Origin of the sequence: Roseovarius albus (assembly GCF_900172335.1) — a bacterium.
Taxonomy (GTDB): Bacteria; Pseudomonadota; Alphaproteobacteria; order Rhodobacterales; family Rhodobacteraceae; genus Roseovarius; species Roseovarius albus.
This window is the reverse complement of record NZ_FWFX01000021.1, coordinates 1-21,434: the sequence shown is the minus strand read 5'-3', so window position 1 is coordinate 21,434 and position 21,434 is coordinate 1. Positions and strand designations below refer to the sequence as shown.

Sequence of the window (21,434 nt, the reverse complement as noted above, 5' to 3'; positions counted from 1 at the left end):
TTGATATCTTTGACGATCTTCTCGCCAGGGCTCTTCGTTGTCTTTCTCATCATCCACTCCTTGGTGGCTACGATGAGCAACAAACCCTCTCTTAGCAAATCGACCTATTTGGACCCATAAGCGCTGACGTCAGACAGTGCAAAGTAGTGTGAACTAATAGTTAAACCGAACTCCCAGTCCTACGCCTTTATCAAATGACCGATCTGTTCCTACGCCGACCAGCAGGTCCGTATATAGCGCCAACCCTTCTTTCACATTCCAACCCAATTGCAATTCTGTCGAAGCTGGCCATTTAGAGTTTTCCCAATCATAGGGCACCTTGAGATCTAACTTTGCCCAATACTGTTTGGCGAAGGGTTGTAATACGATCAGTCGCAATGCTGTTTGATTTACGTCGGTTGGCCCATTGTACGAAACAAAATGCTGCACCAAGGGCAGCAAGGTTGTGCCCGTCGATCTGTTGGCAAAGGCCGCCCCAACCAAAGGCGCGATTTGGTCTGATCCGGTACCAATTCCGCGAGCGGGATCGCCAAAATCCAAGATCCATTCCAAACCGACCGCAGTTTTTACACCCCAGGTTTCATTGAGTAGTCTTTGGGATGGAAAATGTATCAGTTTGGCGTTGAGTTTCTCGAAATCCTGTTCACGTGATCCCGATACGTCTGTCGAATTGTAGTGAAGCTCATACTTGAACTTTAAATCCGGACGGATCATGTAGGATCCATCGATGAAGTAGTCTTGTTTGTCGGCTGAACCGAGGTCGAAATGCTGAAATCTCAGATCAGTGTTATTGACGGCCGCAAGTGGGTTTGACGCATTGTCGGCCGCGTACCCCATCTCATAAAACCAGGTGAATTGAGCTAAGACGGCCAATACAAATGATAAATATTTTCTTGAAACATGCATTGGTTCTTACTCTCTTATTTATGAGAACAACCTCACGATTAGTAACGTGAAATTATTCAAATTCGCCGTCAGTGCCAACTGTCAAAAACTTCACGTGTCTCGACGCTTTCGGGGCGCAAGTTTTCGATGCCCTCATAGGGTTTCCCTTTACCCAACGGCAAATGTGGATACTCATTTATTTTAAGGACATGGCGCTTGATCATGTCTTGAAATGAAGCACCAGCCCACAAGGCATTTCCAATTTGTGGGTTTTCCTCGCGTGGGTCACGATAGATATTGAAGACCGGCGCAGCGGCACCAGGAACCCCTGGTGGAGGAACATGCATTTTGAATTCCCGCTTAACAACAGACCGCAATGTTAAACCTTCGTAGTTGTAAACGTAGTCACGGCGGGAATTGCCCTCACCTTCTAAAAGCAAGGCTGTTTGATCAATTCCATCAATAACACGGTCACGTGGGATGTGCTCTGTCGCACCAGCAATTCTGGCAAACGTTGTAAACAGATCAGAAACGTGAACGATGTCTCCTGCCGCGCTGCCTGCTTCAATCACGCCGGGCCAACGAACGAACGCGTCGGTTCGTACACCACCTTCTAAATGCTGGGTTTTTCCACCACGATAAATTAACTGGCTCAGACCAGATGTGCCTTCGTAGTGATACATCAGACCATTGTCAGCCATCAAAACAACGATGGTATTGTCAGAAATTCCTAATTCATCAACCTTCTCGAATAACTCCCCTAACCAGCCATCAAGCAATTGCAACTTGTCTGCGTGGAATCCACCATTTCTGGAGATTGCTTGTTCTGGATAAACAAAATTTAATGGGTAAAGTGGCCAATATTGAAGAAAAAATGGCTCATCTTTAGCGGCTAAATCTTCAAGCTGTTCGATGATTTGGCGCTGATATCGCTCATTCATTTCCTCATAGTGCGCCTGTGTCCATTCCTCTCCCGGTTCAAGGTCAACTTCACGAGCCATTCCGCCGGCCTCGGCTTCTACACCCGTCACAAGACCATAGGGGTTAAACCTCTGATCCAAAGCGAATTCATTGGACTGACCGCTGGCATGAAAGCCTAACATATTGTTGGCTTGCATGGCTTCGCGCGTCATCAAACTTAACTGGACTTGTTGGTGGAGAGGAAATGCCGCCCAATCAAATCCTTGGTTGTGTGGGTATGCTTGTTCAATATCGCCCTGATGCCACTTTCCGACATGCGAAGTATTGTAACCTTCTTCCTTCAAGATCTCGGCAATTGTAACTTCTTCAGCGGCCAACCCTTCACCAACCAAAGCCACCTTTACTTCCTCGATACCCGCTCGATAAGGTTGTCGACCAGTCAAAAAGGCCGCGCGCGTGGGAGTACAAGAAGGCTCAGTATACATCCGCATTAATGACATGCCTTCAGAGGCAAATTCGTTGATGTTTGGAGTATCTATGCCGGTGACGTAGTTTAGCGTTCGGCTTCCCATCTGCCCAAAGCTTACGTCGTCAATAAGGATGTAGAGAATATTTGGTGGCTTACCGCCGTTTGTTTCACGAATTTCCGCCAATCGCGTGTCAATTTTTAGATCTTGAGCATCCCATTCTTCGCCGAATTGAGCTCTCAGAAACTCAAACTCACCGTCATGAACAATGGACGTTTCCTGAGCCATAGCCACTGAGCTCGCCAGCAGTATTGACACGATCCATAGTGCTTGTTTCACCATTGTTTTGTCCTCCATTGTTGAATCCATTTCCTGTCATCTAAGGTGTGTCTTGATGTCCAGATGTCCTGAGAGTTTCGGGCAGGCCTGTGCCATCAGAACGGAATCTTTGCCCCTATAAACGGACCTGAAAACGAAAGGTCAGACAGCACTGCCGAGTTGCTGACATCCCAAGCCAAGTGCCTATAGCCAAAACTCAGATCCCAGCTATTGATCCGGTAATCTAAGGTAAGCGCGGTTTGCCATGTCAAATCGCTGTCGCCACCGCCAATATCGCCGTAGTAAGATATGGACCATTTTTCATTGATCTTGTTGGAGCCTCGCAAACCGACGATTGCATCGACATTACTTAAGCCACCCGAGATCCGTTGCGATCCATTACCAACAGCAATATTGGCCGTGGTATCAAGATCCATGTACCGAAAGCCGCCAAACGCAATGAACTGACTTTCAGTACTATGCAGAAAGTCATATCCCGCTGAACCGGAAAAAACGAAGCCATCCACCTCTGCATCTGCTGATGCAGGAATGCCTGGCCCCACCGCAGCATTCGCATCATCGCTCAAGCTTAGATATTGAAAATCACCCAAGAGAGACAATGCGCCGTGGTTAGCTTCCAACGATCCCATGAGACCAAAGTCGAGCGCGTCCACAACGTCTCCAAAGTCTAGATCAATATCCTGACCTGTGGTGGTGGAACCTCCAAGCGCTGCGCCCCAGAGATAGATAAAGGCCCGGTAATCCCAACTTTCTGACTGTGCTGACGCCTGGTTGCTTGCGAAGGATAAAGCTGCAACTGCTACCGCAATACTATGAAACTTTTTCATGTTTTTCGTCCTGAGTTAGTAGTCTGAGTGCGGTGGCTCCATACTTCAGAGCCGCCGCTGTATTCTCATTGTTTCGGCGATTGTTGCTTAACCAAGAATGCGTCAACAGCCGCTTGTGTCTCTGGTCGAATGTTCTCGATTCCTTCATACGGCACACCAAACGCAGGAGGCCCATCAGGATATTTTTCTTTTCGCGCCAAGTGACGTCCCAAGATGCGAACAAACTCTTGCCCACCCCATGCACCTACTTCTGTCGAAACGGGATATTCTTCGCGGGTGTCACGATACAAATCGTAGAACTTCGCGATAATTGGGTTTTCCCCTTTTGGTGGCAGCTTAAGCTTAAGTTGATCTTTAACGATGGCTTTTGGGACATCCGCCGAATAGATGATGATGTGATCACGACGACCTTTCGCTTCGTCAGCAAACAACAGCGATGCAGATTGATCTACGCCGTCAATCAATCTGTCGCGGGGGATGAATTCATCAGCACCAGCGAAACGCGCCAATGTTGTATACAGATCAGAGACATGGATGATGCTGTTTAATAGACCATCTGCTTCGATCATGCCTGGCCAACGCATAAAGGCATCAACACGTACTCCACCCTCTGTCGTGTCAGCCTTTCCCCCGCGAAAAATCATCGGTGTGAAGCCGGATTGTGGCGAGTATTTGGTAAAGTGCCCATTGTCTCCCATCAGTACAACGACGGTATTTTCCGCGACGCCTAACTCTTCCATCGAAGCGAATAGATCACCCAGCCATTCATCGAGCAGCTGCATTTTATCGACGTATAAGCCGCCATTCACACTTTCTGGACCACTGCGACCAGCGCGCGTGTTGTCGAGTGGAATCATCGGCCAATATTGCAAGAAGAAAGGCGTATCGCCTTGTGCAAGCCGTTCAAGCTCTTCCATGGTTTTATCTTGAAACGCTTGGTTCATTTCATCGTACTTCGCCGCGTTCCAACGCTCTCCAGATTCCATGCGAACTTCACGAATGGGTCCGCCTGCGTCACCTTCTATGACCGTCATCATTGCAGAGGCATCTGGCCGGAACCAATCATCCAACGTATAGGCATCATCATAGTCTTGAATTCCGACCGAGACTTGTTCCTTGATCGCATCGTCATTGAATATGGTGAGCTGCCCTTGCTGGTGAACGGCCATTTGGGCGTAGTCAAACCCTTGGTTCATCGCCCAGCTTTCGGCAACATCGCCCATATGCCACTTGCCGATATGTGATGTCGCATATCCCGCTTGCTTTAGAAGCTCAGGCAGAATGACTTCAGAACCAGGAAGCCCAAAACCAGCAATGTCTACCGCAGTGTCTCCCATCCCCATACGCACCGGGAGCCTCCCCGTCATTTGTGCAACTCGCGTAGGAGTACATGAGGGCTCAGTGTACATTCGAACCATGCGCATAGCTTCATCTGAAAAGTCATTGATGTTAGGTGTTGAATAGCCGCGTATCGCGTTCAATTCCGGGATTCCCATGTCCCCAAACCCCAGATCATCAATCAAAATCGAAACAATATTGGGCGGATTGCCTGCGTTGCTTTCGCGAAACTGGGCCAGCGCTTCATCTACGGCAGCGTCATCGGCAGCCCATTGCTCCGCATGCTGAGCTTGCAGAATATAATATTCCGCATCATGTGAGACATTCGCATCTTGAGCATAAGACGGACTGGCTGCAAATACTGCTGCAATTAAGCAAAATTTTGCTGTGTGCCGAAACATTCATCTCTCCCTAACCTTCTTGATCATTTTCGTTTTGCGAAGCAGACATAGCTTCCGCGATAAGGTCATGCGCTTGCGCTGATATGGACTTGCCAGATGCTGCTGCGAGCGCGTCAAGTTGATTGCGCTCTTTAGGATTCAGAAAGGTTACGATGCGTTCAGAACGTGCGCTTTCAGCTGGCAGTGGTGGGCGCCCTCGGTTTGTCTTTTCACGACGGTGCATTATTTGACCCGTTGGTAACGTCGATATAACATTACCGTCAAAATACCGGGGCAAGCCTTTGGACCACATCAAAAAAGCGACAGCTACCTCGAAGCGCCGTAATAGTGACACGGTCATTATGAAGGCGTGTCTTACGGACGCGAACGACATTTCAAAGGTTTCTGAGTGGGACCTTGATTTTCGCCAAATTGAACCTGGTGATCTCAGCGTAGATATAGCCGTCATACAGACGAAAAAACTATCCCTATTAGATTTCGATTTTTCCAGAAAACTTCACCAAACCGGCGTCTCTCCGAGAGACCAATATACAATTGCATTGCCATATGGTGATGAATTGCAAGATTGGGAGGGCGCAGAGATCAGCTCCTCCAGTATCGTTTCGTTCGGAATGGGGAATCACTTTGACTGCGTAAGCCGTGGTGGCTTTTCTGGCATCACCATCTCAATCAAGAAGTGCGATATCGAAAACGCCATCGATGACTTGGGTCTGAATCTTTCTCCTGGCGAACTTGAAAGTGCGGGCATCGTAAATCTTGTGCGCCAATCAAAATATCACCGAACGCGCCAAGCACTTTCTGCAATTATCCGCGAAAGTCCTCTCGACTTACAGGACGAAGACATTGTCGAAAATCTGCTTTCAATGCTGCAAAACGATACGACAGCAAGGGATAAGAGCAACCCACGCCAAAGACATCGCGCAGTTTCGATAGCATCAGAAATTATGGTGAACCACGAGGAAGACAATATCCCCATGACGCAAGTTTGCCAGGAAGCTGGCGTTTCATTGCGATGTTTGCAACGAGGCTTCAAAGAACGGTTCGGTGTCGGTCCTAAGACCTATCACAAAAATCTTCGACTAATGCGCGTGCGATCAGAGCTACTAGAAGCCAATCCATCTTCGACCGTGAGCGACATCGCTAATGCCTACGGGTTCTGGCATATGGGACAGTTTGCAAAGGATTATCGCAAATTGTTCAATGAGCTCCCATCAGATTCAGTGGGATAAACCACTTATTTTGAACTATATATGCAGAAGCTGCGCTGCAGTATCTTGGGCGATGTTGAATGTCAGCTTTGGGCCGGCTCTGTAGGTTACCCCATTGTAACCGCAAAAGCCGTTTCCATCGCACCTCAGCGGCGCTCCATCTTTTGTCAGGTGTCAGGAAATCAGCTCGTTACATAAGATCGGGATCAGCGATAGGCGTTTTTTTCGATAGGTAGATGCCGACATTCCGACATGGCGCCGGAAGGCATTCCGGAAGCTTGAGGTTTCGGTGTAACCAACTTCGTCAGCGATCTCTTCAATCGGCATATCGGTGGTCTCGAGCATCTGCTTAGCTTCTTCGATCCTAAGGGTCTGGATGTAATCGACCGGTGTTTGTCCGGTTGCCTTGCGAAACCTGCGCAGCAGGCTGCGTTCAGTCAGTCCGCTGCGTTCCGCCATCGCGGCGACCGGAGAGGCCAAAGCGTAATTGTCCGCCGCCCAGACCTGTGCCTCTGCAACCAGTCCATCCTCGTGCTGAGCTCCGGCCAGCAACGAGGCATAGTGCAGCTGACCTTCGCTATGGGGTTGCAGCAAATACACCTTGGCGATGCGCCTTGCTTCTTCCTGGCCCGCAATTCGGCCAACGAGGTAAAGTACCAGGTCCCCCCAGGCCGAGGCACCGCCAGCAGTTACGATGCGATGCCCGTCGCCAGCGGGGACCAGAATTCTCTCGCGCTGCATCCTGACATCGGGAAAACGCTGCGCGATAACGTCGCAAAAACTCCAGTGGCTTGTGGCCTCAAGACCGTTCAAGAGGCCAGTCGCCGCCAACAACAGAGCCCCGGAACATACTGATGTCATCATCGCCCCACCCGAATGGGCCTGAACCAGCCATGGGGCCAGCTTGGCAAAATCGTCGGGTAGTGGCGTGTTCGGCGCAAAGTGCAGGTCGGGAATGATCACGAGGTCCGGTTGCCCGAAATCCGCAAGGCGCCCATCCGGAGTGATCCGCCGTCCATTGATATCGTTGTAGGGCTTGCCATCCAGCGTAAGCAGAGCTGGCTCAAAAATCGGCGGTTTAGGCTGTGTCCCGTGCAGCATTTCCCAATCGCGACCAACAGATGCCAGCGCATCAAGGATGCAGAACACAGTTGAGGTTCCTGCACAGGGGATGGCCACGACCGCCGTACGACAGGTGGGTTTGGTCGAATTCAGGGGCATGTCTGATTTTCACCGTTTTGGTCAATTGCCGACATATCACGACTCGCACGCTTGCGGCAATACCACTCTAGGACGGACGCATGTGCGCCTCGACACGACAAATAACCAGATCACGTAAATGGAGATAAAAATGATGCGTAGAAAACTGCCCCATGAAACCAGTCAGCATTTCCTGACAGATGCCGGGTTCGAGACATGGCTGCTGTTCAAAAAGGGGTTCGACATGCCTTGCTTCGCGGCGTACCCGCTGTCGCAGCTTGCCGATGGCCGCGCTGCAATCGAAGAGTATTTCAGACCGATTTTTGACCTGGCTCGCAAGAACAATACTGGCCTTGTCCTCGATACAAACACATGGCGTGCCAATCCCGATTGGGGTCGGGAGCTTGGACACGATCTAGAACACCTGGACGCCGTCAACGCGGTAGCTGTGACGTCGGCCATGAACATGCGGCGTGATTTTGGCCAGGGGCTGAACGTGCTTATCAACGGTGTCATTGGACCGCGCGGTGACGGCTATGACCCCAAGACGATCATGAGCGTGGAAGAAGCGCAGAAATATCATGGGTTTCAGATTGCCACCTTCGCCAAAAGCGGCGTTGACATGGTTTCCGCGCTTACTATCACCAACGTCCCCGAGGCGGTCGGCGTTGCAAATGCCACGGCAGAGGCCGGTGTGCCCTGCGTCATCAGTTTCACGCTGGAAACCGACGGTTGTCTGCCTACGGGAGAGACTCTCGGTGATGCAGTTACACAGGTTGATGAGCAGGCCAAGATAAAGCCAGCCTACTTCATGATCAACTGTGCGCATCCGGATCATTTCGTCAACATGCTTCCGAAGAGTGCGGATTGGACCCGGCGTATTGTTGGTGTTCGAGCGAATGCGTCGCGCATGTCTCATGCTGAGCTTGATTGCTGTGAAACCCTTGATGACGGCGATCCTGTAGAGCTTGGCGAACAGTACCAAAGTCTACGCCAAATGCTTCCGAACCTGAAAGTATTCGGTGGGTGCTGTGGCACAGACCACAGGCACCTCTCACAAATCTGCAAATCGATAGCCGCCTAAACTGGTATTTTTGAGGATGTAAACATGAAACCGAACCAAGCAAAAAATGCCATCGTTATCGGAGCCGGATTGTCCGGCCTCGCCGTGGCAAAGGAACTGCGTGCACGGGGCGTTCCAGTCACTGTTCTGGAAGCCGCGGATCAGGTCGCGACTCCCTGGCGAATGCGCCATCCCCGGCTGCGCCTGAATAGCCACCGCCGGTTTTCCCGACTTCCCCGTTCTCACAGAATCCGTGACAAGGATACATATTTGCGCCGAGACACTGTGGTTGGGTACCTGAGCGAATATGCCGCCAGATCAAACGTGCCGATCCGGCTCAACACGCGCGTCACAGCAGTGAAGCGGCAGGAGGGCGGCTGGTATGTGCAGACAGACAACGGCGAATTTCAATGCTCTGACCTGATCGTGGCGACCGGTCGGGAACGTCTGAAATCCATGCCAATCTGGCCGGGCATGGACGCGTTCGGCGGCGCGGTGATTCATTCTGCCGACTTTGCCGACCCTTGCGAATATGAAGGTAAGAAGGTTTTGGTTATTGGCGCAGGTAACTCCGGCACAGACATCCTGAACCACTTGTCGCGCAGTAACCCCGCGCAAGTCTGGGTATCGGTGCGACACGGGCCTGCGATCCTGCCAACAAGGGTGCTGGGGTTCCCACTTCACCGCCTGGCAAACCTGTTCGCGCACCTGCCGAAATGGTCGCTGGATCCAATATTTTCTGTCATGCAGCGGGTATTCTTTGGGGACCTGCGCCGCTATGGATTGCGCCGTCATGTTTTGGGCGGCGGTTCGCGGATGCTTAAAAATGGTGTGACATTCGCCCTGGATGACGGGTTTGTCGCAGCTTTGAAATCCGGACGTTTTGAAGCGGTTGAGGAGACCGTCGGATTTACTGCCTCCTCAGTCGAACTATCCAATGGGCGCAAGATTTGCCCAGATGTAGTGATCTGTGCCACTGGTTACCGGCCCGGCCTGGACGATCTGTTCGAACATCTTGGGGCGCTCGACAGCAATGGTTACCCCCTCCACCCGATGGGCCAAAAAGATGCGCGTAATCCAGGGCTCTGGTTCACTGGTTATGGTGTGATCTTCCAGGGTTTCTTTCACGCGGCAGGGATAAGCGCGAAGCGCATTGCGACCAGCATCGTGTCACGGGTCTCTTCGAAGGGGAAAAATCAAACCCAACACCATTCTGGAGACAGCCACTTGCGACAAACTCTTTCCCTGAAAGGAGCAGATCAATGACTTTGATCGACCATGGCCGAAATAATACCACACATCATACATCACGCTGGCGGTCTCCAAATTTGATTCACTCGTGGATTGAAAATCGTCGCCGCGCAAAAGAACACCGTGCCATTGCACATTTGTCGGATCGAATGCTGCGCGACATCGGTGCTGACAATCATATCCGCGTGAACCCCGACAAGTCACCTTACGGATCATGGCTCTTGGCATTGAGCCGGTTTCAACCTTAGGATTTGCAAAAATGAAACTCATTCGAATTGATCACGACGCCCAAGGTGGATCGCATTTTTCTGATTGCACATGGGCTCTTGAGGAAGGGAGCTTTACGCCTCCTTCCCCAGCAGGGTATTTCACAACCTCGCAAATGGGTGCATGTTGCGTGCTGATGATGCATCATCCTGCAGGATATCAAGATAACTGGCACGCCGCACCGGCACCCGTTCTTGGGACGGTTCTGCGCGGAAAAGTCAGCATTCAGACAAGTGATATGGATACACGAACCCTGCTGCCTGGCGATCAGTTTCTGGCATGCGACCTCACGGGCAAAGGGCACCGGATGTCCGAAGTTGACGATGGCCCTTACGACCTAGCACTCGTTGTTCTCATGTCACCTCCGGAACTTGAGCAGGATACATGATGAATCTCTACTTTTTCCCGGGCGCTTGCTCGCTGGCAATAAATATCGCGTTGAGAGAAGCGAAACTACCGTTCACCATGACCGAGGTTGACTACACGACGCGGCGCGTTTCGGATGGTACCGATTTTCGGACGGTTAACCCGAAAGGTTACGTGCCCGCCTTGCTGCTGGAAGATGGGCGCTGCCTAACCGAAGTGATCGCAATATTGGACTACATCGATTTTGAAGCTCCAAATGCGGACTTGATCGGGCGGCGAGGGACAAGGCAACGCCAACTGGCCCTGGAGTGGCTGGGTTTCCTCTCTACAGAAATTCACAAGAGCTTCAGCCCGCTCTTTCGTCCAGACACACCCGCAGCTTTTTTGAAAACAGGTCGGCGACACTTGGAAAAACGACTTTCGATACTTGAAGATCGTCTTTCCAGCCGTTCATGTCTTGCTGGAAATGCACCTTCAGCCGCTGACTTCTATTTGTTCACTTTGAGTCGCTGGATGGGTGACGTTGGCCTTCAAATGGATAGCTGGCCCAACATCTCAAAACATTTCGTCCGCATCGAAACCTGCAGCTCAGTCCAGAATGCGCTGATTTCGGAAAATCTTTGCCCCCAAATGTCAACTCAATAGATAACTACCTGGAATGAATTGTGTATGCTTGGCTGACTGAAATCTACCCTAATTGCGGCACAGACCTCGAACGGTTGCGATGAAGAAATTGGCGCGTCGATATCTTGAGCAACCGAATATCTGGTAAGAGCCGAAATTGAATAACCCCATGCAACTTGCATCAAGTCGGCTTTGCCGATTTAGCGGCCGTTCGTTTGCCCCCGAACGTCCGATTTTTAGAACCGTGGAAAGTCAGATAAGCTTTTCACCAAGACAATTGACAAAAGTGAAAGCGAACAAATGGTTGAAGACAACGAGAATTTGAGCAGCGTTTATGGGGCGGAAAATTCTGACGCCACGCGTTCTGCATATGAGGGTTGGGCAGAAGGCTACGATGCAGAAAATCTAGGAAACGGATATCGAGTTCCCGGTATTGGAACGGCTATGATCGCAAGGCATGTCACACGGGGTACAGGACCAATATATGACGCGGCATGTGGCACCGGAATTATTGGAGGCATGTTAGATTTGCTAGGATATGAAAGCATATTTGGTTCTGATTTATCTCCGGCAATGCTCAATTTTGCTGGATCTCCAAAGCCATACACGCGGGTCTATGAGCACGATTTAGGGGAGCCTTTGCCGGAAGAGGACAACAAGTTTGCCGCGGTTACGTGCTTTGGTTCGCTCGGACCCGGACACGCGCCACCCAAATGCATGGATGAGTTTGTACGAATTACTAAACCAGGCGGACATGTCATCTTCAACACGCGGGCAGAGACATACTCCGAACAGGAACTAAAACAAAAAGTGGATGATCTGATGAATACTGGCGCTTGGACATTGGTCGATCAGTCCCCGATTTTCCGTTCGTACTACTTTATTGAGCCGGACGTCACCTCCCAAGTCTACGTATTTCAGGTAGCATGAGCAGACATCCAAGAAGATCAGTTGGTTAGTAAGTTCGAGCTCTTAACCGACGTATTCTGCAATCTGCATCCAACGTCCGCTTTAGGGAAGCTGCACTGTAGCAATGTCCTTCTAGGTGAACGGCAGGAAAGGGCCGTCCATGTCGACCAACTTTGAGCGGTTCTTGGAATTTGCTGCGTTCGATCTAATGTCTGATATGAGCCCATTCTTCCGAATGCTGCGAGACGTTCGAACGTCCGAAGTTGTACTTTTGTTTATGTGCAGCGAAGGTCAGATCAGGCCAGATTTTGAAAAGGCCCAAGTTTGAAGTTCACCCTAAAATTAACCTGAAAGTTTGGCGTCCGCTGCCGCGTCCCAGCCCAAGTTTGTCGATACATCGCGGGCAATTCGGGTGATCTGAAGTCCGAGTTTCTCGCGGAACGCTGGTGTAAAGACCCGTACCGATCCGGTAGCACCGATGGACATTGTGGCACCTGGCCCGCATGACGCAAGGGGCGCTGCGACGGAACACAGGCCGCGCTCGATCTCTTCAACGCATTCTGCAAAGCCACGCTTGCGAATGGTTTCGAACTCGGCTTCCAAATCATCTACATTTGTCAGCGTAAATTCTGTGTAGGCGCGCAGTCGGCCCTCCATATCGCTGGTCAGGAGCAAGTCGGGCAAAAACGCAGCAACGGCCTTGGAGCAAGAACAGGCATGCAAGGGGCGTTTTCCCAAGCCGGGATGGAGATAGGAGACCCCCGTGTCAGGTGTTTCTACATGGATAATTTCAACGGATTTTCCGCGCAACCGAGACAGGAAAAATGCGGCACCATAATGTGCTGCGGCTTGCTTGAGCGCAGGTGCAATCACCTCGAGCAGGGCGCGATCAGAATGGTCACTTTGGGTGATCCGCTTCAGGCGTGAGCCAATAGAGAATGTCCCACGGGCCACAGGTTCCAGAAGACCTACACCGACGAGGTCCTGCACCAAACGGTAGGCAGACGGCTTAGGCAGGTCAGAATGAGCGCAAATCTCGGCCACTGTTGCCTCGCCCTTTTGTCCAACAACTTCGAGGATAAAAGTCAGGCGTTCCAGATGCATATTTTTACCTTGTGAGAATCTTTTTATCAGTTTACGATAATCAACTAGTGATCGCAAGGGAGGAATGTGAAGATGGAGAAGCCATGTTGTGGCCCGGGGTATGCAAGCCCTGCCGAGGCGATCAAAGCGCCGCGTGAAAGACTCTTGTACACAATTGCCATCTACACCGGCACCGGCATTCAAAAGCCGGACTACCTAGCCACCGTGGACGCCGACCCGGAAAGCCCGACCTATTCACAAGTCATCCATCGCTTAGAGATGCCCGGCATCGGGGATGAATTGCATCACATGGGCTGGAATGCTTGTTCTTCCTGCCACGACGACGCGGGTATGAGCCGTAAATACCTGCTGGTGCCAGGCGTGCGGTCTAACAATATCCATGTTATCGACACAGCGACGGATCCGTTTGCTCCGCGCCTTCATAAGGTGATTGACGGGGCCGAGATCAAGTCAAAAACCAATCTGAGCGGCCCACACACCGTGCATTGTCTGGGCTCTGAGATCATCATTTCCTTCCTAGGTGACGCACAGGGCGAAGCGCCCGGTGGTTATCTTCACCTCAACAAAGAATTCGAGATCGTTGGTCGTTGGGAAAACTCAATGGGCGATATCCCGTTTGGTTATGACTTCTGGTACCAGCCGCGCCATAACGTGATGGTCAGTTCCGAATGGGCCGCACCCAACACATTCATGCCAGGGTTTGATCTGGAGGAAGTGGGCCACCTGAAATATGGTCGCCGCCTGCACATCTGGGATTTTGAAAAAAAGGTGCCGGTCGAGACGATGTATCTCGGCGAAGACGGCTTGATCCCGTTGGAAGTAAAGTTTCTGCATGATCCTGACAGTACGCATGGGTTCTGCGGTGCCGCGCTCAGCGCCAATGTCATCCATTTCTGGAAGTCCGAAGCAGGGAAATGGGAATGGGAAAAAATCATTGATGTGGAGAATGAACCGCATCCCGAATGGCCGATCCCCGTTCCCGGTGTGATGTCGGCCATCCTTGTATCGATGGACGACAAATACCTCTACCTCAATAACTGGTTGCACGGTGATATGCGCCAATACGATATCTCTGACCCGCATAATCCTGTTTTGACCGGGCAGGTTTGGATGGGCGGGCTGTTGGGCAAAGCGCCCGAGGTCAACGGTGTCAAAGTGGCAGGCGGGCCGCAGATGTATCAGCTCTCGCTTGATGGCAAACGGCTTTATGTCACAACCTCGTTGTTCTCGACCTGGGACAACCAATTCTACCCAGAGATACGGACGCAGGGTGGCGTCATGCTGATGATCGACTGTGATGTCGAAAACGGCGGCATGAAAATCAACGAAGATTTCGTTGTTGATTTTGGTCAGGAACCAAATGGCCCCAGCCGTTGCCATGAAACCCGCTATCCCGGTGGCGATTGCACAAGCGATATCTGGCTGTGAGCGAGACCCGCACAATCACAATCGCCAACCGCGATGATGCGACCTATCAGGTCGACGCCCACCGTCCGTTGCTGGACGCTTTACGCGAACAGGGTGTCGATCTGCCCTATGGCTGCAAATACGGCGGCTGCATCACTTGTGCGGCCAAACTGACCGCTGGCGAGGTGGATCAACGCAGGCAAGTGGCATTGAACAATCGCCAGATCAACAATGGCTATGTTCTACTGTGTGTAGCTCGTGCGGTGAGCGATTGCACATTGGAAATCGGCGTCGAAAGCCACGACAAACTTTATCGCAACCCCTTCCTTGATCCGCTGGAGCCACATGAGCTGAAGGCGGATATCGCGACCCCTAAGGAGGCTTAAATGCCCGAAGCTGACATCGATCACCTGTATGATTACGAGCCCGAATTTCTGGCGGACATCCTGCGTTCGGTCAAAACCATTGCGATGGTGGGGGCCAGCGGCGACAAGACCAAGTTCAGCTATGGCGTACTGCGTGTGCTGCATGAAACCGGGTATGACATGATCCCTGTGAACCCAAACCCAAAGCTGACCGAAATTCGGGGCATACCTGTCGTTCATTCGCTGGAAGAGATCGACCGGCCAGTGGATATGGTCGAGGTGTTCCGCCCGAAAGAGGAGCTATACGCGATCACCGAGAAGGCCATTGCAATCGGCGCCAAGGTGCTCTGGGGCCAGATCGGCGTGTATGATGACCGCGCGGCGAAGCTGGCCGAAGAAGCAGGCCTGATAGTGGTGATGAACCGCTGCCCCAAGATCGAGCTGTTCCGCCCGTTCTGGAAGCCCCGTCTTGATCTCGCAATTTGACTGAGAGTGGTACAGAAACTCATCTGGCCTCTGCCTGTGCGTGCGGGTGTAGCGGGCCACTGGACTGGCCGCTCACCGCAATACTGGACTGGTTCACACCAATCGAAAAAGGAAACCAAACATGGCTCAGACGATCACCAAAAGCGCGAAAGACATCGTAAAGGCGGCCATGTCGGCGGTGCCTGCGATCAGCGCCGAAGAGGCATTGGCCTTGGTAGGCTCGCCCGATCACGTTTTTGTCGATCTGCGCGATGGTTCGGAACAGGCCAAAACCGGAGTCATTGAAGGTGCGGTCGCATCGTCGCGCGGCATGATGGAATTCCACATCGACCCAGAAAGTCCGGCGCACAAGCCGGAGTTCAATCAAGATAAGACTTACGTGTTCTATTGCGCATCGGGTGGGCGTTCTGCCATGGCGGCGGTAGTGGCCATGGATATGGGGCTGTCGCCCGTTGTGAACCTGACCGGAGGCGTTGGCGCCTGGAAAAAGGCCGGGGGCGCGCTGGAGTAAATCATGGAATCTTCAACAAACTTCCCAAATCTGAATATGGCAGCAAAGCCTGAGGTCGAAGGGTTCTTTGATCCTGCAAGCAATACGATTTCCTATGTCGTGAAAGACCCCGCAACAGATGCTTGCGCGATCATCGACAGTGTTCTGGATATGGATTACGCGGCCGGGCGGATCACCTATGACAGTGCGGATCGCCTGATTGACGCCATTCAGACCCAAGGTTTGTCGCTGGAATGGATCATTGAAACCCATGTCCATGCCGATCACCTTTCTGCTGCACCCTATATTCAGGATAGGCTGGGTGGCAAAATTGGCGTTGGTGCGGGCATCATCGAAATTCAGGATACGTTTGGCAAAATCTTCAATGAAGGCACGGAATTTCAGCGCGACGGATCGCAGTTTGACGCTCTGTTTGAAGACGGCGACACCTACACCATAGGCAAGTTAATTGCATTTGTGATTGCCACCCCGGGTCACACACCCGCCTGCATGGTGCATGTAATTGGCGACGCTACCTTTGCCGGGGACACGCTCTTTATGCCCGACGGCGGCTCAGCCCGCGCTGACTTTCCGGGTGGTGATGCAGGGCAGCTTTACGATTCCATCCAAACCGTGCTGAGCCTGCCGGACGAGATGCGCCTGTTCATCTGCCACGATTATGGCCCCGGTGGGCGTGCCATTGCGTGGGAAACCAGCATTGGCCAACAACGTGCCGACAACATCCATGTGGGTGCCGGTAAATCGCGCGAAGAATTCATCAAGTTCCGCACCGAACGCGACGCGCAATTGGCCATGCCGAAACTGATTATTCCGTCCCTGCAAGTGAACATGCGGGCGGGCGAAATTCCGTGCGACGAAAGCGGCGCACCCATGCTGAAGGTTCCACTCAATGGCTTATGAGGGCGAAATGCAAAACGATGATCTGATCCTGCGGACCGACACCGATGGCGTTGCCGTTCTGACGCTGAACGCGCCGAAGTCGATTAATGCCTTGTCCGAGGCGATGTTGCACGACTTGTCGGGTACCTTCGACAAGATCGCAGAGGACCGCAGCGTCAAGGCGGTGATCCTGCGCAGCGGCGGCAATCACTTTTGCGCCGGTCATAACCTCAAGGAGATGTCGGCACGCCGCGCGGATGCCGACGGTGGGTTTCAATATTTCCAGGACCTATTCGCGACCTGTTCCGCGATGATGCTGCGCGTGGTGCGTTTGCCGCAACCTGTCATCGCCGAGGTCAAGGGCATCGCCACGGCGGCGGGGTGTCAGCTTGTGGCGTCCTGTGATCTTGCTGTGGCCGCCGACAACGCAACTTTCGCAACATCGGGCGTGAATATCGGGCTATTCTGCTCAACCCCGATGGTCGCGCTTTCGCGCAATGTGCCGCGCAAGCTGGCGATGGAAATGTTGCTTTTGGGGGAATTCCTGCCCGCAGCCCGCGTCGCCGAAATGGGGTTGGTCAACCGCGTGGTGCCCTTGGCGGACCTGGAAGCGGCATCCGCAGAAATGGCTCGGATCATTGCCGACAAATCGCCGTCCGCCGTCAAGATCGGCAAGCGTGCCTATTACGAACAGCTCGAAATGCCGCTGGAAGAGGCCTACGCCTTTGCCGGTCGCACGATGGCGGAAAACATGATGGCCAAAGATGCCGAGGCCGGTATCGGGGCCTTCACCCGCAAAGAACCGATGCCTGAATGGACCGGGGAATGATCTACGAGGGCCCGGAGCTTGCCCGTAATGCAGCGAACCACACGGCCCTGTCACCGGTTTCGATCCTCAAACGGGTCGAACGGGTGCATCCGGAGCTTCCGGCGCAAATCCATGGCCGCATCCGGCGCAACTGGGGCGAGGTCGCGGAACGGTGCAAACGTCTGGCCTCTGCCCTGGCTCAACGCGGTATCGGCAAGGGCGATACCGTCGCCCTGATCGCACCGAATATCCCCGAGGCGCTGGAATGCGCGCTGGCTGTGCCTATGCTGGGTGCGGTTCTGAACGCGAACAACACGCGGCTGGATGCAGGCACGATCGCCTATATTCTAGATCACGGCGACGCCAGGGTTTTGCTGGTCGATACCGAATTTTCAGCCATGGCTGACGAAGCTGTTGCGCAATCCGGTCTGGACCTGCTGATCGTCGATATTGAGGATAGCGAAGGTCCAGGCGGTGAGAAAATCGGCACGTTGACCTATGACGCACTGCTTGCCGAGGGCGACCCGAATTTCGCCTATTCTCTGCCGGAGGATGAATGGGACGCGCTTGCGCTGAACTATACGTCAGGCACCACGGGGCGACCCAAGGGCGTTGTCTATTCTCATCGCGGTGCCTGGACCAATGCCGTAAACAACGTCGTCACTTGGGAAATGCCGCATCATCCGGTCTACCTGTGGACGCTGCCGCTGTTTCACTGCAACGGTTGGTGCTTTCCATGGACCATCACCATGCTGGCCGGAACACATGTGTTCCTGCGCGCCCCACGGGCTGATGCGATCTATGACGCCTTCGCGGATCACTGCGTCACGCATCTGTGCGGTGCGCCGATCATCATGTCGATGATCTCGGGCGCATCCGAAAAGCGCGACTTTCCGCAAAAGATCAAGATGATGACGGCTGCCGCCCCGCCTCCGGCAAGCGTTATTGCCGGGATGGAAGCGATGGGGATTTCTGTCACTCACGTCTATGGCCTGACCGAAGTCTATGGTCCGGCCGTTGTTTGCGCGGAAAAACCGAAATGGGCCGCTTTGCCGTCCGAGGAACAGGCGACCCTGAAGGCGCGCCAAGGCGTGGCTTACGAATTGCAGGAAGACGTGTTGGTGCTGAACCCAGATACCGGTGCGCCGGTGCCATGGGATGGCGAGACACTTGGCGAGATTGTGTTTCGCGGCAACATCGTCATGAAAGGCTATCTGAAAGCTCCGCAAGAGACCGCCAAAGCATTCAAGGATGGCTGGTTCTGGTCCGGCGACATCGCGGTGCAACACGTCGATGGTTACATCGAAATCCGCGACCGGTCGAAGGACATCATCATCTCGGGCGGCGAGAACATTTCCTCCATTGAAGTGGAAAAGGCTCTCTATTCGCATCCCGCTGTCAGCCTTTGTGCGGTTGTCGCGATGCCGGATGAGAAATGGGGCGAAGTGCCCTGTGCCTTTGTCGAATTATCGGGCGATGCCACCGAAAGTGATCTGCTGGTCCACGCCAAGGCCCGACTTGCCGGATACCAGCGCCCCAAGAAAGTGATCTTTGGCGAGTTGCCAAAAACCACCACCGGAAAAATCCGGAAAAATGAACTCCGCGATCTGGTCCGCTCAAAAAGCTGACCCCACATTCAATTGACTGGATACACGTCATGTCCCATGAACTAGACTTTGCCCAATTCAGCTTCGGTACACAGGTCCGAAAATCCCCTTATTCCGACGCCGCTTTGCGTTGGGGGGCCAAGGGATTCTCCGTCTACAACCACATGTACATCCCCCGCGATTTTGGCGACCCGGGTCAGAATTTCTGGAACCTGGTCAATGAGGCGATCTTGTGTGACGTCTCTGTCGAACGTCAGGTCGAGATCAAAGGACCGGACGCGGCAAAGTTCACCCAATTCCTCAGCTGCCGTGATCTTTCGAAATGTGAGGTCGGACAATGTAAATACGTACTGATTACCGACCAGAGCGGCGGGATCATCAACGATCCGATTCTTCTGAAACTGGCCGAGGATCATTTTTGGCTGTCCATTGCGGACAGTGACGTCCTGCTCTGGGCGCGCGGTATTGCGGTGAATTCCGGCATGGATGTGGAGATTTCCGAACCCGACGTGTCACCGTTGCAGCTGCAAGGCCCCAAATCCCGCGAGGTCCTGCGCGCGGCCTTTGGCGACACACCCACAGAACTAAAATACTACCGGTTCATGGAATTCGACTGGGAAGGTGTCCCCTTGATCATTTCGCGCACCGGATGGTCAAGCGAGCTTGGCTACGAGGTTTTCCTACGCGATGGATCAGCGGGTGACAGGCTTTGGGAACATCTGATGGCCGTTGGCACGCCTTTGGGTCTAAAGCCCGGCCACACATCAAGCATTCGCCGAATTGAGGCGGGCATGTTGTCGTATCACGCGGACATGACCCTTGCGAACAACCCCTATGAGCTAGGCATGGGGCGTCTTGTCGATCTGGACATGGAGGCTGATTTTGTCAGCAAAGCGGCCCTAACCAAAATCAAAGACACGGGCGTCTCTCAACAGCTTGTCGGTCTCGAAATTGATGGCGATCCATTCATCGGGTCCAACGACTTTTTCTGGCCGATAATGAAGGATGGCGTGCAGGTTGGCACGGTTACCTCCGCGATCTATTCTCCAAGACTGGAAAAGAACATCGCACTTGCAATGATCAGTATCAACCACGCAGCATCAGGCGGGGCCCTACAGGTAGATAAGTTGAGCGAAACGCGTACGTGCACTGTCGTGCCGATTCCATTTTACGACCCCAAGAAATCGCTTGCCTCAGCGAGCTGAATGGACCGCTGCACAGGCTTAATCGCTTTTGCAGCAGTCGTTTCCCGTCGATGCACAACGCGTAAAATTCGGGGCATAGGTGAATTCCGTGACTAAGATCGTAAAAATCGACTTGTTCTTGATTCCCAATGGGAAGCAGACATTGGCGCGTACCGCAGCGAACAGCAGGTTTGTCCGCGTTGTGTGCATTCGCTTTATTCTAGAATTCGCGGTCGCAGCTAATGACCGCAATGAAGGGCCGCGCTGCAACATCAGGTGATCGCGGTGAACGACAGGAAAGGGCCGGTATCGACGCTCTCGCCGACCCTAACGGAGGAGATGCTGTACCGCATCCGAGGCCCGTTATGAGCCCAAATCCACTGAACTGACTCCATGATTTCATCCTGCCGTGAGCGCATCAGAAGGATTTGTTACAGTAAGATGTTAGCACCGATTTTCTATATTTTCTGTGTGTTCTGATCCAGTTCTCTATTTAGGAATATCTTCAGAGTACGACCATTGTCTTGCGTTGCAATTTCTACGCTATGACAACCGTGCTTTACAAATTCTCGACCTTTTTCACTTATAATCTCTACGCGAGTTACTTCGGTTGTAGCTTCAATTTTATCCTGCATTTTCGCCCTCAATTCTTTGATCTGTGTTCTCCGGTCTGTTCCTATACGAAGGACAACTTTGACGAAAGTGGTGGATTTATTGATGATGGTCGATTGGCAAAAAGTCCGCTTTGCAGAACGACAAGAAAGTGCCGACTGCGCCGCTGGTCAGAGCTTGGCTGGTTTGCCACTTTCAGGAGGCTTCTCCAGAGGCACTGAGATGTTAACCTACAAAAAATAATTTGTAGGTTAACCGCAAAGCCTAATTGTCTGACGTCAGCGCTTATGGGTCCAAATAGGTCGATTTGCTAAGAGAGGGTTTGTTGCTCATCGTAGCCACCAAGGAGTGGATGATGAGAAAGACAACGAAGAGCCCTGGCGAGAAGATCGTCAAAGATATCAA

Annotated in this window: 23 protein-coding genes; 17 read left to right on the top strand and 6 right to left on the bottom strand. The window is 52.6% G+C overall.

The genetic code is table 11. The features are described from left to right. Positions 1-153 precede the first annotated feature (153 nt). The 4 genes from ROA7450_RS20110 to ROA7450_RS20095 all read right to left on the bottom strand — a co-directional run bounded on the left by ROA7450_RS20110 (position 154) and on the right by ROA7450_RS20095 (position 5,178). Positions 154-837 carry a hypothetical protein gene (locus ROA7450_RS20110; RefSeq protein ID WP_143534550.1) on the bottom strand — a complete coding sequence of 228 codons (684 nt, stop codon included), beginning with the start codon at positions 835-837 and terminating at the stop codon, positions 154-156. A 137-nt stretch (positions 838-974) separates the two neighbouring features. After that, positions 975-2,630 carry a sulfatase-like hydrolase/transferase gene (locus ROA7450_RS20105; RefSeq protein WP_234999615.1) on the bottom strand — a complete coding sequence of 552 codons (1,656 nt, stop codon included), beginning with the start codon at positions 2,628-2,630 and terminating at the stop codon, positions 975-977. A gap of 77 nt (positions 2,631-2,707) precedes the next feature. Continuing rightward, positions 2,708-3,439, bottom strand: a complete 732-nt coding sequence (locus tag ROA7450_RS20100; protein ID WP_085807753.1) for a hypothetical protein — start codon at positions 3,437-3,439, stop codon at positions 2,708-2,710. A 65-nt stretch (positions 3,440-3,504) separates the two neighbouring features. Beyond that, complete coding sequence (locus ROA7450_RS20095; protein WP_085807752.1) at positions 3,505-5,178, bottom strand: sulfatase-like hydrolase/transferase; 1,674 nt, start codon at positions 5,176-5,178, stop codon at positions 3,505-3,507. A 281-nt stretch (positions 5,179-5,459) separates the two neighbouring features. Between ROA7450_RS20095 and ROA7450_RS20085 the strand changes: the two genes are divergently transcribed. Beyond that, entirely contained in the window at positions 5,460-6,407 is a 948-nt protein-coding gene (locus tag ROA7450_RS20085) for a helix-turn-helix domain-containing protein (protein ID WP_143534549.1), read from the top strand. A gap of 153 nt (positions 6,408-6,560) precedes the next feature. Here ROA7450_RS20085 and ROA7450_RS20080 read toward each other — a convergent pair whose 3' ends face one another. After that, positions 6,561-7,607, bottom strand: coding sequence for a GlxA family transcriptional regulator (locus ROA7450_RS20080; protein ID WP_085807749.1), 1,047 nt, complete (start codon positions 7,605-7,607; stop codon positions 6,561-6,563). Positions 7,608-7,737: 130 nt separating this feature from the next. Between ROA7450_RS20080 and ROA7450_RS20075 the strand changes: the two genes are divergently transcribed. From ROA7450_RS20075 to ROA7450_RS21085, 7 genes are all read left to right on the top strand, one after another. After that, entirely contained in the window at positions 7,738-8,670 is a 933-nt protein-coding gene (locus ROA7450_RS20075) for a homocysteine S-methyltransferase family protein (RefSeq protein ID WP_200812992.1), read from the top strand. Positions 8,671-8,694: 24 nt separating this feature from the next. Beyond that, positions 8,695-9,915 (top strand): flavin-containing monooxygenase, encoded by a 1,221-nt coding sequence (locus ROA7450_RS20070; protein ID WP_085807748.1) that lies wholly within the window; start codon positions 8,695-8,697, stop codon positions 9,913-9,915. Then, on the top strand, positions 9,912-10,148 hold the full coding sequence (locus ROA7450_RS20065; protein ID WP_085807747.1) for a YjiS-like domain-containing protein: 237 nt from the start codon (positions 9,912-9,914) through the stop codon (positions 10,146-10,148). The genes ROA7450_RS20070 and ROA7450_RS20065 overlap by 4 nt, the downstream gene beginning before the upstream one ends. A gap of 11 nt (positions 10,149-10,159) precedes the next feature. Further along, positions 10,160-10,555: a cupin domain-containing protein gene (locus ROA7450_RS20060; protein ID WP_085807746.1), complete on the top strand. Its 396-nt coding sequence runs from the start codon at positions 10,160-10,162 to the stop codon at positions 10,553-10,555. Then, entirely contained in the window at positions 10,555-11,178 is a 624-nt protein-coding gene (gene gstA, locus ROA7450_RS20055; RefSeq protein WP_159454116.1) for a glutathione transferase GstA, read from the top strand. Before ROA7450_RS20060 ends, gstA begins: the two co-directional genes overlap by 1 nt. A gap of 279 nt (positions 11,179-11,457) precedes the next feature. Further along, a complete protein-coding gene (locus tag ROA7450_RS20050; protein ID WP_085807744.1) occupies positions 11,458-12,087 on the top strand; it encodes a class I SAM-dependent DNA methyltransferase in 630 nt (209 codons plus the stop codon). Between the two features lie 139 nt (positions 12,088-12,226). After that, positions 12,227-12,394, top strand: a complete 168-nt coding sequence (locus ROA7450_RS21085; protein WP_159454115.1) for a hypothetical protein — start codon at positions 12,227-12,229, stop codon at positions 12,392-12,394. Positions 12,395-12,408: 14 nt separating this feature from the next. Here the strand turns inward: ROA7450_RS21085 and ROA7450_RS20045 are convergent, their stop codons facing one another. Beyond that, positions 12,409-13,170 (bottom strand): IclR family transcriptional regulator, encoded by a 762-nt coding sequence (locus ROA7450_RS20045; RefSeq protein WP_085807743.1) that lies wholly within the window; start codon positions 13,168-13,170, stop codon positions 12,409-12,411. 72 nt (positions 13,171-13,242) lie between these two features. Here ROA7450_RS20045 and ROA7450_RS20040 point away from each other — a divergent pair, with 72 nt between their 5' ends. The 9 genes from ROA7450_RS20040 (at position 13,243) to ROA7450_RS21080 (ending at position 21,272) form a co-directional block, all read left to right on the top strand. Beyond that, complete coding sequence (locus ROA7450_RS20040) at positions 13,243-14,598, top strand: selenium-binding family protein (protein ID WP_085807742.1); 1,356 nt, start codon at positions 13,243-13,245, stop codon at positions 14,596-14,598. Further along, positions 14,595-14,963, top strand: a complete 369-nt coding sequence (locus tag ROA7450_RS20035) for a 2Fe-2S iron-sulfur cluster-binding protein (RefSeq protein WP_085807756.1) — start codon at positions 14,595-14,597, stop codon at positions 14,961-14,963. Before ROA7450_RS20040 ends, ROA7450_RS20035 begins: the two co-directional genes overlap by 4 nt. Continuing rightward, a complete protein-coding gene (locus tag ROA7450_RS20030) occupies positions 14,964-15,428 on the top strand; it encodes a CoA-binding protein (RefSeq protein WP_085807741.1) in 465 nt (154 codons plus the stop codon). Positions 15,429-15,549: 121 nt separating this feature from the next. Next, the gene (locus tag ROA7450_RS20025; protein WP_085807740.1) at positions 15,550-15,939 is read left to right on the top strand and encodes a rhodanese-like domain-containing protein; all 390 of its coding nucleotides are present in this window, start codon (positions 15,550-15,552) and stop codon (positions 15,937-15,939) included. A gap of 3 nt (positions 15,940-15,942) precedes the next feature. Continuing rightward, on the top strand, positions 15,943-16,839 hold the full coding sequence (locus ROA7450_RS20020; RefSeq protein ID WP_085807739.1) for an MBL fold metallo-hydrolase: 897 nt from the start codon (positions 15,943-15,945) through the stop codon (positions 16,837-16,839). Then, complete coding sequence (locus ROA7450_RS20015; RefSeq protein WP_085807738.1) at positions 16,829-17,647, top strand: enoyl-CoA hydratase; 819 nt, start codon at positions 16,829-16,831, stop codon at positions 17,645-17,647. The genes ROA7450_RS20020 and ROA7450_RS20015 overlap by 11 nt, the downstream gene beginning before the upstream one ends. Beyond that, positions 17,644-19,254, top strand: a complete 1,611-nt coding sequence (locus tag ROA7450_RS20010; protein ID WP_085807737.1) for an acyl-CoA synthetase — start codon at positions 17,644-17,646, stop codon at positions 19,252-19,254. The genes ROA7450_RS20015 and ROA7450_RS20010 overlap by 4 nt, the downstream gene beginning before the upstream one ends. A gap of 29 nt (positions 19,255-19,283) precedes the next feature. Beyond that, positions 19,284-20,438, top strand: coding sequence for a glycine cleavage T C-terminal barrel domain-containing protein (locus ROA7450_RS20005; RefSeq protein ID WP_085807736.1), 1,155 nt, complete (start codon positions 19,284-19,286; stop codon positions 20,436-20,438). Between the two features lie 672 nt (positions 20,439-21,110). Beyond that, the gene (locus tag ROA7450_RS21080; RefSeq protein ID WP_234999614.1) at positions 21,111-21,272 is read left to right on the top strand and encodes a hypothetical protein; all 162 of its coding nucleotides are present in this window, start codon (positions 21,111-21,113) and stop codon (positions 21,270-21,272) included. Positions 21,273-21,434: the final 162 nt, after the last annotated feature.